This window comes from Bacillus sp. AF23 (genome assembly GCF_020861455.1).
Taxonomy (GTDB): Bacteria; Bacillota; Bacilli; order Bacillales; family Bacillaceae; genus Bacillus; species Bacillus halotolerans.
The window spans coordinates 316,456-333,011 of record NZ_JAJHVY010000015.1 but is presented as its reverse complement, the minus strand read 5'-3'; the positions used below and the strand labels follow the sequence as shown (position 1 = coordinate 333,011).

At 44.6% G+C, this 16,556-nt stretch carries 8 protein-coding genes (1 of these 8 running past the window's edge); all 8 read left to right on the top strand.

Annotation, left to right across the window (positions count from 1 at the left end; translation table 11 throughout):
* Nucleotides 1-452: 452 nt before the first annotated feature.
* Nucleotides 453-1,418 (top strand): acyltransferase domain-containing protein, encoded by a 966-nt coding sequence (locus LNN34_RS06910; RefSeq protein WP_199397643.1) that lies wholly within the window; start codon nt 453-455, stop codon nt 1,416-1,418.
* 5 nt (nt 1,419-1,423) lie between these two features.
* Nucleotides 1,424-3,727, top strand: a complete 2,304-nt coding sequence (gene fabD, locus LNN34_RS06905) for an ACP S-malonyltransferase (protein ID WP_229043031.1) — start codon at nt 1,424-1,426, stop codon at nt 3,725-3,727.
* Between the two features lie 93 nt (nt 3,728-3,820).
* Complete coding sequence (locus tag LNN34_RS06900; RefSeq protein ID WP_024121473.1) at nt 3,821-4,069, top strand: acyl carrier protein; 249 nt, start codon at nt 3,821-3,823, stop codon at nt 4,067-4,069.
* The gene (locus tag LNN34_RS06895) at nt 4,047-5,294 is read left to right on the top strand and encodes a beta-ketoacyl synthase N-terminal-like domain-containing protein (protein WP_229043030.1); all 1,248 of its coding nucleotides are present in this window, start codon (nt 4,047-4,049) and stop codon (nt 5,292-5,294) included. Before LNN34_RS06900 ends, LNN34_RS06895 begins: the two co-directional genes overlap by 23 nt.
* Nucleotides 5,295-6,557: a hydroxymethylglutaryl-CoA synthase family protein gene (locus LNN34_RS06890; RefSeq protein ID WP_059292744.1), complete on the top strand. Its 1,263-nt coding sequence runs from the start codon at nt 5,295-5,297 to the stop codon at nt 6,555-6,557. It begins immediately after the preceding gene.
* Nucleotides 6,545-7,327: an enoyl-CoA hydratase/isomerase gene (locus LNN34_RS06885; RefSeq protein WP_229043029.1), complete on the top strand. Its 783-nt coding sequence runs from the start codon at nt 6,545-6,547 to the stop codon at nt 7,325-7,327. The genes LNN34_RS06890 and LNN34_RS06885 overlap by 13 nt, the downstream gene beginning before the upstream one ends.
* Before the next feature lie 43 nt (nt 7,328-7,370).
* Nucleotides 7,371-8,120 carry a polyketide synthase gene (locus tag LNN34_RS06880; protein ID WP_229043028.1) on the top strand — a complete coding sequence of 250 codons (750 nt, stop codon included), beginning with the start codon at nt 7,371-7,373 and terminating at the stop codon, nt 8,118-8,120.
* A gap of 63 nt (nt 8,121-8,183) precedes the next feature.
* Nucleotides 8,184-16,556 carry the 5' portion of a non-ribosomal peptide synthetase gene (locus LNN34_RS06875; protein ID WP_229043027.1) on the top strand. It continues 6,780 nt past the right edge of the window, so 8,373 of the gene's 15,153 nt are visible here — the first part of the coding sequence; its start codon is at nt 8,184-8,186; the stop codon falls past the right edge of the window.

The following is a 16,556-nucleotide window of genomic DNA, read 5'->3' as shown; positions in this document are numbered from 1 at the left end:
CCCGATTTCTATACCAAAAGGCCTCAAATTCGGGTCTAAAGTATACGTGATGCATGATTCGATAGACACTGTTAAAACGGAAAGAATTTATATACTGTTACATAATGAGGCTGATAAAAAAAGTTCGCTCTCTAGCGGACATTTGCACTATCGCAGTCAGTTTTTATATGACGATAAACCATCGCTCTCCTTTCAAGAGAACCGCCCTTTATTTCAAAAACATCTAAGTCATAATAGAGTCGATGTTTTTGGCGATGCCAAAATGATTCACATCAAATTCAGATGCTTCCAAGATCACTTCATTAACGAGCTTCCACATCCAGAACAACAAAACGAAAGCATTTTTCCATTCATGTTATAAACCATATAACGAGGCTTTTCTCACAGGCAGGCCAGCATCATCATATTTCCGTAACTCACCTATAAATACATAAAAAAAGAAGGTTATACAAATGAATGAACCACTCGTTTTTATGTTTTCCGGACAAGGCTCTCAGTACTATCATATGGGAAAAGAATTATTCAGCGGAAACACCGTTTTTCGCCAATGTATGCTTGAAATGGATGCCATTGTCTCTCGGCGAATCGGCATATCTATAGTCAATGAAATGTATCATCCCGCTAAGCGTGTATCGGATCCGTTTGACCGTGTCCTTTATACGCACCCCGCTATTTTTATGGTTGAGTATTCTTTATATCGGGTTTTCGCAGAAAAGGGAATCCAGCCTGATTACGTGCTGGGGGCAAGTCTGGGAGAATTCGCGTCAGCTGCTGCTTCCGGTGTTTTAGACGCAAAAGAGATACTGGAATGCATACTTGAACAGGCTACCGTCATCGAAAAATACTGCGATAAAGGAAAAATGCTGGCTATACTCGACAAACCGCAACTATTACTTGATCATCCGCAGCTATTTGAAAATAGTGAATTAACCTCCATTCATTATGATTCGCACTTTGTCATTTCGGGAGAAAGTGAAAACATACAGCAGATCACTGATGTCCTGAGAGAGAACGAGATTCTCTGCCAGCCGCTGCCTGTATCCTACGGATTTCATTCTTCCCTTATTGATCCTGCAGAAGATATATATAAAGAATTTTTAAGATCAAAATCTTTTAAACACCCTAAAATTCCGTTGGTATCCTGTTTAACGGGAAGCAGCATTCGCGAGATTCATAACGATTTCTTTTGGGATACTGTAAGAAGACCAATGAGATTTCGAGAAGCTATTCAATTTTTGGAAAGTCAGCATACGTGCCATTTCATTGATTTGGGGCCTTCAGGAACCTTAGCTGCGTTTGTTAAACAATTAATCTCGGGAGATTCAGCGAATCGCTGTTATTCAATCATCACACCATTTCATCAGGAGCTGAAAAATCTGGAGATGGTTGAGCGTTTACAGAAACTAGAAAGGAAGTAAACAAGATGATTACATATGTTTTTCCGGGACAAGGCTCCCAGCAAAAAGGAATGGGACAAGGACATTTTGAGCAATATCAGCATTTGACGGACCAAGCAGATCAAATACTTGGATATTCAATCAAAAAACTCTGTACTGAAAAAGGCTATTTCGATGTCAATCATACTCAATATACTCAGCCGGCTTTATACGTGGTCAATGCACTCAGTTATTTGAAAAAGCTGGAGGAGACCGGAGAAAAACCTGATTTTGCGGCGGGGCATAGCTTAGGAGAATACAACGCGCTGTTTGCAGCAGGCGCATTTGACTTTGGGACAGGCTTAAAGCTGGTGAAAAAAAGAGGCGAGCTGATGGGACGGATTACTGGAGGCGGTATGGCTGCGGTGATCGGTTTAGATAAGGAACAAGTTGCATCCGTATTAGAAGAACATCATTTACATACGATTGATGTGGCAAATGAGAATACACCTCGGCAAATTGTGATTTCCGGGCAAAAAAAAGATATTGAAAAAGCGAGAGCTGTTTTTGAAACCATCCAGGATGTAAAGCTGTTTCACCCATTAAACGTAAGCGGAGCTTTTCATTCCAGGTATATGAATGAAGCAAAACAAGAATTTAAGCAATTTATAGAAACTTTCCATTTTTCGCCTTTGTCTTTTCCAGTTATCTCGAATGTATATGCAGAGCCTTATCAACAGGAAAGGCTGAAAGAGACCTTGTCTCAACAAATGAACAGCACGGTTAGATGGACAGACAGCATTCGTTTTCTTATGGGAAGAGGAGCAATGGAGTTTGAAGAAGTCGGTCCTGGAAAGGTGTTAACCGGCTTAATTACCCGCATAAAAAATGAAGCGGAGCCGTTAACACATCATGCTGATTCAACAGAGAAAAATGCCTCTAATGGCCAGCAAAATGAACAAGCAGAGAGTGACGCCCATTCTGCTCGAATGTCTGCTGAAATTACAGCTCATTCATTAGGAAGTGCCGAGTTTAAAAAAGACTATCAACTTACATATGCTTATCTTGCAGGAGGAATGTACCGCGGAATTGCTTCGAAAGAAATGGTTGTAAAGATGTCAAAAGCGGGGATGATGGGATTCTTTGGCACGGGCGGTTTGGATCTGAATGACGTTGAGGATGCGATTCTGTCTATTCAAGGCGAATTGGGGCAGGGACAAGCCTATGGCATTAACCTGGTGCACAATATGAAGCATATTGAATCAGAAGAAAAAATGATTGATCTTTTATTGAAACATAATGTGAGACATTTGGAAGCCTCCGCATTTCTAAGTGTCACTCCTGCTTTAGTAAGATATCGCGCCAAAGGATTGAAACGGCGTCCAAACGGTGAAGTGACATGTGCAAATCGAATGATAGCGAAAATCTCAAGGCCGGAGGTTGCTGAATCCTTTATGAGTCCTGCGCCGGAGAATATGGTAGAAAAGCTTTTAAGAGAAAACAAAATCACAACGAGTGAAGCTGAGTTATTGCGGGAGATCCCTGTGGCAGAGGATATTTGTGTGGAAGCCGACTCAGGCGGTCATACGGACGGCGGTGTCGCATACAGTTTGATGCCGGCGATGACATTATTAAGAGACGAAATGATGAAAAAGTATCGATATAACAAAAAAATACGCGTCGGTGCGGCAGGCGGGATAGGGACTCCTGAGGCGGCGATGGCTGCCTTTATGCTCGGTGCTGATTTTATCTTAACCGGCTCAATCAATCAGTGTACGGTTGAAGCGGCCACAAGTGACAGAGTGAAAGATTTATTGCAGCAAATGAATGTTCAAGATACGGCGTATGCGCCAGCGGGTGATATGTTCGAATCGGGCAGCAAAGTGCAAGTGCTGAAAAAAGGTGTGTTTTTTCCGGCGCGAGCCAGCAAGCTGCATGAACTTTACCAGCGATTTGGATCATTGAGTGAGATCGATCAAAAGACCTTAACTCAGCTAGAGGAGAAATATTTTAAACGCAGTATCGAAAAAATATATGAAGATATTAAATTACACTATCCATCGGCAGAGATTGAGAAGGCCGAACGGAATCCGAAACATAAGATGGCATTGATTTTCAGATGGTACTTTAGGTACAGCTCGCAATTGGCGATCAGCGGAAGCGAAGAGTCTAAAGTCGATTATCAAGTTCACTGCGGCCCGGCGTTAGGGGCTTTTAATCAATGGGTGAAAGGGTCGGAATTAGAGAGTTGGCGGAACCGTCATGTGGATGACATCGGGAAAATATTAATGACAGAAACCGCAAAGTTATTTAACGACAGAATTGCATTATTTTCTCAAAAGGCGCTTTAAAGTCTATTGTGCAATAATAAAAGATTGAATATTGCGAAAGAAATGGTTGAAGCTTGCATGTTTAACATTCCATTTAAAGGAGAGACAAACGTTATGAATAAACAGAAAGTCTTCGAAGTATTGATTACTAATATTTGTGAGGTTCTTCCGGAATTGGACGGACACCGTTTTGAGCCTGAAGATCGATTAGCTGATTTAGGGGCTGATTCTGTAGACAGGGCTGAAATTATAACCATGGTGCTTGAGGATTTATCATTAAAAATCCCTCGTGTCGAGCTGTCTGGTGTGAACAACATCGGCGAATTAGCTGAGGTGCTTTATGACAAAGTACAATCCGCCTGAGATTTTGGTGACCGGTGTCGGAGTAACGGCAGCGATCGGCCAAGGGAAAGAGGCTTTTGTTTCTTCGTTATTGTCTGGGAGGCATGCCTTTGAAGTGATGCAGCGCCCTGGCAGACAAAAAGACAGCCGGTTTATTGGAGCTGAAATTCCCTCGTTATCTTATCCGGACCGTCTTTCTAAGAAACTGCTAAGAAAAGCGTCATTTTCCAGCCGAACTGCTTTGGTTACTCTCTCAGAAGCCTGGGAGGAGGCGAAGTTAGACGATGCTGGTTCCGCACGTATCGGGCTGGTAGCAGGAGGATCGAACTTTCAGCAAAGAGAGACACTCCAGCTTTATGAGAATTATAGGGACCGCTCTGGTTTCATGTCGCCAGCATATGCACTGTCTTTTATGGATAGCGATCTTTGCGGTCTTTGTACAGAACAGTTTGGAATTACCGGTTTAGCTTATACGGCGGGAGGTGCTTCCGCAAGCGGCCAGCTGGCGGTGATTCAAGCAATTGAGCAAGTCCTGTCAGGAGAGGTTGATATTTGCATCGCACTGGGGGCGTTAATGGATATTTCCTATATGGAATGTGAGGCGTTCAGGGCTTTAGGCGCTATGGGAACGGATAAATATGCTGATGAGCCGGAAAACGCGTGCCGTCCCTTTGACCAGAACAGAGATGGATTTATTTATGGAGAATGCTGCGGCGCATTGGTGATAGAACGAAAAGATACAGCTGTCCGCCGGGGCGTAAAACCCTATGCAGCATTGTCTGGATGGTCAATCAAAGTAGACGGGAACCGAAACCCTGATCCTTCTTTAGAAGGGGAGATCTATGTCATACAAAAGGTATTGGAGCGAGCCGGTCTCACACCTGAAGAAATTGATTACATAAACCCTCATGGCACGGGTTCTTTCATTGGAGATGAAATTGAATTGAAGGCGCTGCATGCTTGCGGTCTTTCTCATGCTTATATAAACGCAACAAAGTCAATAACCGGGCATGGGCTCAGTGCAGCAGGCATTGTTGAGATTATTTCTGTACTGCTTCAAATGAAAGAATCACGCCTGCATCCGAGCCGGAATTTACATGATCCAATTGATCCTTCCTTGCATTGGGTGAAGGATCAATCAATTTCACACGACATAAAAAACGCGTTGAGTTTAAGCATGGGTTTTGGCGGAATGAATACCGCTGTTTGTATACAAAACATTGAAAAATGCGGAGGCGAATCATAAATGGTTTCTGCTGGAATAGAAGCGATGAATGTCTTTGGCGGAACGGCATACCTTGATGTCATGCAATTAGCCAAGTACAGACATTTAGATACTGCTAGATTTGAAAATTTATTAATGAAGGAAAAAGCGGTAGCACTGCCTTACGAAGATCCTGTGACCTTTGGAGTGAATGCGGCTAAACCGATTATTGATTCACTAAGTGACGCAGAGAAGGACAGGATTGAATTGCTGATCACCTGTTCCGAATCTGGGATCGATTTTGGAAAATCATTAAGCACCTATATCCATGAGTATTTAGGGCTCAATCGCAACTGTCGTTTGTTCGAAATAAAACAAGCCTGTTATTCAGGAACTGCCGGATTTCAAATGGCAGTGAATTTTATATTATCCCAGACGTCTCCGGGTGCCAAAGCACTGGTCATCGCCAGTGATATTTCCCGTTTTTTAATCGCTGAAGGCGGAGACGCTTTAAGTGAGGATTGGTCCTATGCCGAACCGAGTGCCGGAGCGGGAGCAGTGGCTGTTTTGATAGGCGAAAATCCCGAGGTGTTTCAAGTTGATCCCGGGGCAAACGGCTATTACGGCTACGAAGTGATGGATACGTGCCGTCCCATTCCCGACAGTGAGGCGGGAGATGCTGACCTGTCTTTAATGTCATATTTGGATTGCTGTGAACAAACGTTCTTGGAATATCAAAAACGTGTACCCGGGGCTCATTATCAAGATACGTTTCAATATCTAGCCTACCATACGCCTTTTGGCGGAATGGTGAAAGGGGCGCACCGGACGATGATGCGTAAGATGGCAAAGGCGAAAACGGCCGAGATAGAAACTGATTTTTTGAAACGGGTACAGCCGGGATTGCTCTACTGCCAAAGGGTCGGAAACATTATGGGAGCCGCATTGCTTCTGGCGTTGGCTAGCACTATTGACAAAGCGCAGCTTGACTCGCCTAAACGAATCGGCTGTTTCTCCTATGGTTCAGGCTGCTGTTCTGAATTTTACAGCGGAATTGCAACGCCTCAAGGCCAACAACGCCAGCGCTTATTTGAAATCGAGAAGCACTTGGACAATCGATATCATCTTTCAATGGATGAATATGAAACGCTGTTCAAGGGAAGCGGGATGGTCCGGTTCGGAACTCGTAATGTCAAGCTGGATCTTGAGATGATTCCGGGGATATTGCAGTTTCATCAAGAAAAGCCGAGGCTGTTTTTAGAAGAAATTTCTGAGTTTCATCGCAAGTACAGGTGGATGTCGTGACATACCAAACGATTAAGGTCCGGTTTCAAGAGTCAATTTGCTATCTAACCTTTCATCGTCCTGACGCTAATAATACGATCAATGACCAATTAATCGATGAATGTTTACAAGTGATGAATCAATGTGAGACATCTTCCGTTACGGTCATTGTTTTAGAGGGGCTCCCGGAGGTATTTTGTTTCGGAGCGGATTTTCAAGAAATATATCAGGAGATGAAAAGCGGCAGAAAACAAGCGAGTTCTCAAGAACCCCTTTATGATTTGTGGCTGAAATTGCAGACTGGTCCTTTTGTCACCATTTCACATGTGCGGGGAAAAGTAAATGCCGGAGGTCTTGGATTTGTGGCTGCCAGTGATATTGTCATTGCGGATCAAACTGCATCATTCAGTCTGTCCGAGTTGTTATTTGGTCTTTATCCAGCTTGTGTGCTGCCATTTCTGATTCGCAGGATCGGCTATCAAAAAGCACATTATATGACATTAATGACAAAACCGATTTTTGTTCAGGAAGCCATGGAATGGGGGTTGGTAGATGCCTGTGACGCTCAAAGCGAGGTCCTGCTGAGAAAGCATTTATTGCGCTTGCGGCGGTTAAATAAAAAGGCAATTGCGCGGTATAAACAGTTTATCAATTCATTGGATGACCGCCCGCGCCGTACGAAATCCATGGCTTTAACTGAAAATCAAGACATGTTTTCCGACCCTCAAAATCAAATGGGCATCATAAGGTACGTTGAAACGGGGCAGTTCCCTTGGGAGAAGAGCCCGTAAACTGTGTGAAATACATACAATCAGAAACCGTTAGGAGGACATCATGACGCATTCTGTTGTAGAGATTTTTGAAATCGAGCCCGCTATTATTCAGGTCAAGATGCATGACCGTGCTCATAAAAACGCGTTTTCGCAAGAACTCACAGACGGATTAATTCAAGCGTTCGAATTCATTCGCAATCACCAAAGCTATAAAGCAGTGATTTTAACGGGATACGACAATTATTTTGCTTCAGGCGGAACACAAGAAGGATTGCTGAGAATCCAGCAAGGAATCACCAAGTTTACTGATGATAATCTCTATTCACTGGCACTTGATTGCAGAATTCCCGTCATTGCTGCCATGCAGGGTCACGGAATTGGGGGCGGCTTTGTCATGGGGCTCTTTGCTGATTTTGTTATTCTGAGCAGGGAGAGCGTGTATACCACTAATTTTATGAAATACGGGTTTACGCCGGGTATGGGAGCTACTTTTATCGTTCCCCAAAAACTCGGGTTCAGCTTGGCGCAGGAGTTATTAATGAATGCAGGCAATTACCGGGGAGCCGATCTCGAAAAAAGAGGAATCCCCTTTAAAGTCCTCCCTCGATCTGAAGTTTTGGAGTATGCTGTGGAGCTGGCGCGTGAGCTGGCGGAAAAACCGAGAAACTCCTTAATTACACTAAAGGACCACTTGGTTGCGCCGCTTCGCGAGCAGCTTCCCAGCGTGATAGAACAGGAGCTCGTTATGCATGAGAAAACATTTCATCAAGACGAAGTCAAAACGAGAATCACAGGTTTGTATGGGAATTAATTGAAAATAAAAATGATCGTCGTGTGATACATAAAAATGTGCAGGTGAAATGGAGGCAGCTCTATGAGAAATGATGTGAATACCCGCGGATTAGCTAATCCCTCTGTCAGCTATGGGGAGCCATTACATATATCCGAAGATCAACCGGCTACAATACCCGAGGTTTTATACAAAACTGCAGCGGAGCTTGGAGAAACAAAGGGGATCATTTATCTGCAGCCGGATGGAACTGAGATTCAGCAATCTTACGGCCGTTTATGGAAGGATGCGCTGCGTATTATGAAGGGGCTCCGTCAATCTGGCCTGAGAGCAAAGGACAATGTGATCTTGCAGCTTGGTGACAATTCACAATTTATCCCTGCTTTCTGGGGCTGTGTTTCAACTGGAATTGTTCCGGCTCCTTTAGCTGTTGCCCCGACGTACACAGAGTCGAACAGCGGGACTCAAAAGCTGAAAGACGCATGGACACTTCTTGACAGGCCGCCGGTGATTACGAGTCGGGAATTGCTTCAGGAAATGATTGATTGGGCAAAAGAGCAAGAACTTGAAGGTTTTCGCGCCTTGGCTGTCGAGGATCTTTACCGTGATGAGATGGAAACCGACTGGCATCAAGCTCATCCTGAAGATTTGGCGCTTCTGCTGCTGACTTCAGGGAGTACGGGCACTCCCAAAGCAGTCATGCTCAATCACAAAAATATTTTAAGCATGGTGAAAGGCATTATTCAAATGCAAGGTTTTACAAGAGAGGATATCACGTTTAACTGGATGCCGTTTGATCATGTCGGAGGCATTGGGATGCTTCATTTGCGGGATGTCTATCTTGGCTGCCAAGAAATCAACGTCGCAAGTGAAACGATTTTGATGGAACCTCTAAAATGGCTTGATTGGATTGATCATTACCGTGCTTCTGTTACGTGGGCGCCGAATTTTGCTTTCGGACTTGTCACTGATTTTTCTGATGAAATGAAAAATCGAAACTGGGACCTGTCATCCATGCGCTATATGCTCAATGGCGGTGAAGCGATGGTCGCTAAAGTCGGGCGCAGAATGCTAGAGCTTTTAGAACCTCACGGATTGCCTGGTGACGCGATTCGCCCTGCATGGGGCATGTCTGAAACTTCATCCGGCGTGATTTTCTCTCGTGAGTTTACCCGTGCCGCAACAAGCGATGATGATGGTTTTGTGGAAATAGGCTCCCCGATTCCTGGATTCTCCATGAGGATTGTGGATGACCATAATGAATTGGTTGAGGAAGGCGAGATCGGCCGTTTTCAAGTCTCTGGCCTCTCTGTTACCAGCGGATATTATCGGCGCCCGGATTTGAATGAGAGTGTGTTTACGGAGGATGGCTGGTTTGAAACTGGCGATCTCGGTTTTTTGCGCAATGGGCGTCTAACCATTACGGGCCGTACGAAAGATGCGATTATTATTAATGGTGTCAATTACTACAGCCATGCGATTGAATCCGCAGTTGAAGAATTAGCGGAAATCGAAACTTCTTATACTGCCGCTTGTGCTGTCCGTGTGAATAACAATACAACGGATCAGCTGGCTATCTTCTTTGTTACTTCCACCCAGATGAATGATGATGAAATCGTTCAGCTTCTTAGAAACATACAGTACCATGTCATGCAGACAATCGGTGTGACTCCCGAATTTTTGCTGCCGGTGCATAAAGAAGAGATTCCGAAAACAGCTATAGGAAAGATTCAGCGCACACAGCTGAAAACGGCATTTGAAAATGGAGAGTTCGACCACTTGCTTCACAAACCGAACCGTATAAACGGTGAGGGAGAGACACAGGGAGCAGATGATGCCAAAAGAATAAGAGAAGATATACAGGAATATCTGCTCAGCTGTTTTACTGATGAGCTTCATGTTTCCCGCAATTGGATTGAGCCCAACACCAATATCCAAAGCCTCGGTATTGACTCTATTAAGATGATGAAGCTTATTCGGGCGGTCGAGAAAAAATACCGCATCAGACTCACAGCCAGAGAGTTATATAAGTATCCTGCAATCGAATCACTGGCCAACTATCTGTCAGAAAAAGAAGATTTGCGGAGCAGCCTGTCTGGTGACAAAGACAGCATTGACGCACCCCAATCAGAAGAGGCGGAAAAAAAGCAAGCAGCCTTTCAACCTCTTTCTGAAGTTCAAAAAGGTTTGTGGACATTGCAAAAAATGTCACCTGAAAATAGCGCGTATCACGTACCTCTCTGTTTTCGATTTACGTCAGCGCTTCACCTTGAAACTTTAAAGCAAGCTTTTCACCATGTGCTGAAACAGCATCCGATATTAAAGCATGTGATTCAAGAACAAGACGGAGTGCCTTGCCTCAAAAATGAGCTGGCGCTATCTCTTGATATCAAAACAGAAGACATTTCGGGTATGAAAGAGTCTGACACAACTGCTTATCTAAGAAAACAAGTAAAAGAACCGTTTGTAAAGGAAAACAGCCCGTTAATGCGCGTCCGTGTTTTTTCCAGATCAGAAGAAGAGCACTTTTTGCTTGTGGTTATTCACCATATTATTTTTGACGGGATTTCTTCTCTGACGTTTATTCGCAGTCTTTTTGACAGCTATAAGCTCCTATTAGAAGGACAGGAGCCGAAAGAGTCTGTTTCACCGGCCGTTTATCATGATTTTGCCGCTTGGGAACACAACATGCTTGCCGGTGAAGACGGCGAGAAACATCGTTCGTACTGGCGGAAACAGCTATCGGGCACATTGCCGAATCTTCAGCTGCCGGCTGTAAGCACCAGTACGTCCGTTTCAGAGTTTAAGGAAGACACATACGCTCGGCGGCTGCCCAGCAGTTTAATGAAGCGTGTCAGATCGTTTGCCAAAGAGCATTCTACAAATGTTTCAACGGTATTGCTGAGCTGCTATATGATGCTGTTAGGCCGTTATTATGATCAGAAAGAACTGATCGTCGGCATGCCTGCGATGGTGAGACCTGAAGAGCGATTTGATTCCTCTATTGGGCATTTTCTCAATATGCTGCCTATTCGAGGTGAACTGAAAGCGGGAGAAACTTTTTCTGAGTTCGTTTCGAGATTGCAATTCACAATCCTCGACGGACTGGATCATGCGGCTTATCCTTTTCCAAAAATGGTGCGGGATTTGAATATTTCTCGCCAGCAAGCAGGTTCACCTGTTTTTCAGACAGCTTTTTTCTATCAGAATTTTCTTCAAACTGGAAGTTATCAAAGTCTGTTGAGTAAATATAAGGATTCCTTTTCTGTTGATTTCGTTGAGAGTATTCATCAAGAGGGTGAATACGAATTGGTGTTTGAGCTATGGGAAGAAGAAGAGAAAATGGAGCTGAACATCAAATACAATACTGGGCTGTTTGATACCGCTTCTATTTCCGCTATGTTCGATCATTTTGTTTATTTAACAGAACAGGCTGTTGGGAGTCCTTCTCAGTCTTTAAAAGAGTATTCTTTATTAACTGACGAAGAGGAACAAATGATTCTCAGAACGTGGAACGCTACTGACAAGAATTATCCACATGCGTGTTTTCATGAGTTATTTGAGCAGCAGGCGAAAAAGACGCCTAATCGGGCGGCTGTCAGCTATAAAGGTGAAACATTGACGTATCGGGAGCTTGATGAAAAAAGCACACAGCTGGCCATATATTTGCAGGCGCATGGAGCGGGGCCGGATCGCTTGGCAGGTATCTATGTGAATCGATCGCTGGAAATGATTGTGGGTTTATTAGCGATTCTCAAGGCAGGAGGAGCATATGTACCGTTAGACCCGTCTTATCCGGCTGAGCGATTGGAATACATGCTGAAGGACAGTGAAGTCTCCATTACACTGACTACTTCCGAATTGGCCAATACTTTAAGCTGGAATGGGATTCAGACAGTTTTGTTAGATCAGGACTGGGATGAGATCACTCAAGCCGCTTTTGATCGTCGTGTTCTTTCGCGCACCGTCAAGCCGGAAAACTTGGCTTATGTCATTTATACGTCCGGCAGCACAGGGAAGCCAAAAGGTGTCATGATTCCGCATAAAGCGTTGACAAACTTTCTCGTTTCCATGGGTGAGACGCCTGGTCTTTCATCAGCGGATAGCCTGCTTGCTGTAACAACCTACTGTTTTGATATAGCTGCTTTAGAGCTATATCTCCCTTTGATAAAGGGGGCGCAGTGCCATATTTGCCAAACTGAACATACAAAAGACGTTGAAAAACTGAAGCGCGACATACAAGATATGAGACCGACAATCATGCAAGCAACCCCTGCGACATGGAAAATGCTCTTTTATTCAGGCTGGAAAAATGAAGAGGGAGTCAAGATTCTATGCGGAGGCGAAGCTTTACCTGAAAAACTAAAGCGGTATTTTCTCAATACGGGCAGTGAAGCCTGGAATATGTTCGGACCTACGGAAACAACAGTCTGGTCTGCGGTCCAGCGTGTGAATGAAGAAAGCTCTCATATCACGATAGGCCGGCCTATCGCAAATACCCGGATTTATATTACCGATTCGCAGCTTACGCCTGTTCCGGTTGGTGTCCCGGGAGAGCTTTGCATTGCGGGGGACGGAGTGGCAAAGGGCTATTACAAACAGGGTGAATTGACGAATGAAAGATTTATAGACAGCCCTTTTGAGCCTGGGTCAAAGCTTTATAGAACAGGTGACATGGCACGCTGGCTTCCGGGAGGCAGGATTGAATATATCGGCCGCATCGACAACCAGGTGAAAATACGCGGATTCCGCATTGAGCTTGGCGATATTGAAAGCCGGCTTAATGAACATCCGGCTATTCAGGAAAGCGTCATTCTTGCAGCTGAACAGGACGGAGACGAGAAGCTCGCTGCCTATTATACAGTGAAAGATGCAAATTTATCTCTATCATCAAGGGAGCTGCGGAATTATTTAAAAAACAGTTTACCAGCCTATATGGTGCCTTCTTATTTTACCCAGCTTGACCAAATGCCGTTAACACCGAACGGCAAGATAGACAGAAACACTCTGAAGAAACAAAAAGTGACAGCGAAGCAGCCAAGGCAAGGGAATGTTGCTTCTGTGAAAATACAGGAAACTATTTTATCTATTTGGCAAGATGTACTGAACGTTTATGACATTGAGCAGGAAGACGGATTTTTCGATGTGGGAGGCGATTCGCTTCTCGCTGTTACGGCGTCCGAACGCATCAAGCATGAACTATCCTGTGAGTTTACTGTAACAGACTTGTTTGAATACTCAACGATCAAAGGCATCAGTAAATATATCACTGAACAGCAAATGGCGGATACTGGTTTCTCTTTGACTTTAGCATCTGCGGAAAAGTCAGATAAGCCTATTCACATGCAAAATGTTACTGGTGATCTTCCGGATTATTATGAGGACAGTGTAGCGATTATTGGGATATCGTGTGAATTTCCAGGTGCGAAAAACCATGCTGAGTTTTGGGAGAACCTTAGAGACGGCAAGGAAAGTATTAAATTTTTCAGTACAGAAGAGCTTCGGAGTTTTGGTGTTTCAGAGGAACTGACTGAGAGCTCACGGTATGTCCCGGCTAAATCTTCGATTGAAGGGAAGGACGAGTTCGATCCAAGCTTCTTTCAAATATCACCTAAAGATGCTGAATTTATGGATCCGCAGCTGCGGATGCTCATGACTCACTCCTGGAAAGCGATAGAAGATGCAGGTTACGTGTCCAAACAGATTCCGGAAACGAGTGTTTATATGTCGGCAAGCAATAATTCATATCGCGCGCTCTTGCCAAAAGAAACAACGGAGAGCCTTGAAACGCCGGACGGTTATGTATCGTGGGTGCTTGCACAGAGCGGAACCATTCCGACGATGATTTCTCATAAGCTCGGATTGAAAGGGCCTAGCTATTTCGTTCATGCCAATTGTTCTTCTTCTTTAATCGGATTGCATTCCGCCTATCAAAGCCTGATGTCTGGTGAATCTAATTATGCTTTGGTCGGCGGAGCGACATTGCACACCGAGTCAAATATCGGCTACGTGCATCAGTCAGGTTTGAATTTTTCAAGCGATGGGCATATTAAGGCATTTGATGCCTCTGCCGACGGAATGATTGGCGGTGAGGGCGTTGCCGTTGTATTGCTGAAAAAAGCGGCGGATGCCGTAAAAGACGGTGACCATATCTATGCGTTGTTAAGAGGCATAGGTGTAAATAACGATGGAGCTGACAAAGTCGGTTTTTATGCTCCAAGTGTAAAAGGACAGGCGGACGTAATTCAAAAGGTCATGAATCAAACGAATATTCAGCCTGAATCTATCAGCTATGTGGAAGCGCACGGTACAGGTACGAAGCTTGGAGATCCAATCGAGCTGTCAGCGTTGACGGCAGTTTACAGGCAGTATACAAATAAAAAACAATTTTGCGGAATCGGATCGGTCAAATCCAATATCGGACACGCTGATACGGCCGCCGGGCTGGCAGGCTGCATTAAGGTTGTGATGAGCCTTTACCATAATGAGCTTGCTCCTAGCATCAATTATAAGGAGCCTAATCCAAATACAGACTTAGCTCATTCTCCTTTTTACGTCGTCGATCAAAAGAAAGCATTGAGTAATGAAATAAAAACGCACAGGGCTGCACTTAGTTCGTTCGGGCTTGGCGGGACAAACACTCATGCGATTTTCGAGCAATACAAAACAGTTTCTGCTGATCAGAAACAAACAGGGGCCTGCATCATTCCGATATCGGCAAAAAATAAAGAACGGCTGCATGAGTATGTACATGGCATTCTGGTTCATTTGGAAAGAAGAGGGCTTGAAAGCGGCCGTCTGGCTGATTTTGCTTATACCCTTCAGGTCGGGCGAGAAGCAATGGAATATCGGGTTGCCTTTATCGCTGATCATGTGGATGAGTTAAAACAAAGGCTGGCTGATTTTATCAATGGAAATTCATCAATAGAAGGCTGTTATCAAGGAGAGAAGCAGCAAGCCAAGGATGTTTCATGGCTGACAGAGGATGAAGACAGCGCGGACCTGATTGGGAAGTGGATCGAAAAAGGAAAAGTGAACAAGCTGGCGGAGATATGGAGTAAAGGAGCGCATATTGATTGGCTACAGCTTTACAAAGATGTGCGTCCAAACAGAATGAGTTTGCCGACATATCCTTTTGCAAAGGAAAGATACTGGGCATCACAGGATGATCAAAAACTTTCGGGAAGAATGTCCGCTAAACAGACAGGCGTCAGTGCATTGCATCCGCTGCTTCATCAAAATACGTCAGACTTTTCTGAGCAGAGATTCAGTTCAGTTTTTACAGGTGAGGAATTCTTTCTGACAGATCATGTGGTGAGAGGGAAGCCGGTGCTCCCTGGGGTTGCCTACCTTGAAATGGCGCAAATGGCTGTAAACAAGGCGGCAGGCAGCACGAACGAACAGGATGTCAGAATCAAATTGAATCACGCCGTTTGGGTTCAGCCTGTAGTGGTCGAGAGTCAGCCGGTTCGTGTGCATATCAGTCTCTTTCCAGAAGAGGATGGGAAAATCACATATGACATTTACAGTACCGGAGAAGGGTCAGACTCAGCCATACACAGTCAAGGCAGTGCGGAACTGATAACTGCAGCAGAAAAGCCGGCTTGGGATCTTGGTGAATTACAGCGCCGCTGCAGCCGGAAGGAGCTTTCGCCTCACCAATTTTACGAGGAAGGCAGAAGCAGAGGAATGTTCCATGGTCCGGCATTCCAAGGAATTCAGAAAGTGAATATCGGAAACAGAGAGGTTTTGGCACGATTGCAGCTGCCAGCATCTGTTTCTGACACACAGGAACGTTTTGTGCTGCATCCAAGTATGATGGACTCCGCTGTTCAGGCTGCCACAATCTGTATTATGCAGGAATTTACTGAGCAAAAATTGATTTTGCCGTTTGCGCTTGAAGAACTTGAAGTGATCAAAGGATGTACGTCTGCGATGTGGGCATATGCCCGGTTAAGTGACGGTGATCACGGCGGGGATATGGTGCAGAAAGCGGATATCGATTTGTTTGACGAGACTGGGGACGTATGCGTAAGGATGAAGGGATTTTCAACAAGAGTGTTGGAAGGAGAAGTTCATTCGCCAAAACCTGCAGTTACACATGAGCGGTTAATGCTCGAGCCGATTTGGAATAAGCGTGAGGTGAGCGATAAAGAGGTGACATCTTACGGAGAGCATCTCGTTGTCTTCTGTGAAACCGAACGAAAGGTCAGCGACGGCATTGCATCCCGCATGCAGAATGTGCATGTCATTACTTTGAATGAAACTGAGGGGAATATCGCTGAACGTTTTCAAAGCTATACACAGCAGGTTTTTGAACTCTTACAAAAGAAGATTCGCTCTAAAGCTAATCTGATCATTCAAGTGATTGTGCCGGGGAAAGGCGAGAAGCAACTGTTTGCGGGAATGTCCGGATTACTCAAAACAGCAGAATTGGAGTACAGCAAACTTACAGCT

Excerpts from the sequence above, each read along its gene's own strand:
- LNN34_RS06910 (WP_199397643.1), top strand. The coding sequence starts at position 453 with ATGAATGAACCACTCGTTTTTATGTTTTCCGGACAAGGCTCTCAGTAC.
- fabD (WP_229043031.1), top strand. The coding sequence starts at position 1,424 with ATGATTACATATGTTTTTCCGGGACAAGGCTCCCAGCAAAAAGGAATG.
- LNN34_RS06900 (WP_024121473.1), top strand. The coding sequence starts at position 3,821 with ATGAATAAACAGAAAGTCTTCGAAGTATTGATTACTAATATTTGTGAG.
- LNN34_RS06895 (WP_229043030.1), top strand. The coding sequence starts at position 4,047 with ATGACAAAGTACAATCCGCCTGAGATTTTGGTGACCGGTGTCGGAGTA.
- LNN34_RS06890 (WP_059292744.1), top strand. The coding sequence starts at position 5,295 with ATGGTTTCTGCTGGAATAGAAGCGATGAATGTCTTTGGCGGAACGGCA.
- LNN34_RS06880 (WP_229043028.1), top strand. The coding sequence starts at position 7,371 with ATGACGCATTCTGTTGTAGAGATTTTTGAAATCGAGCCCGCTATTATT.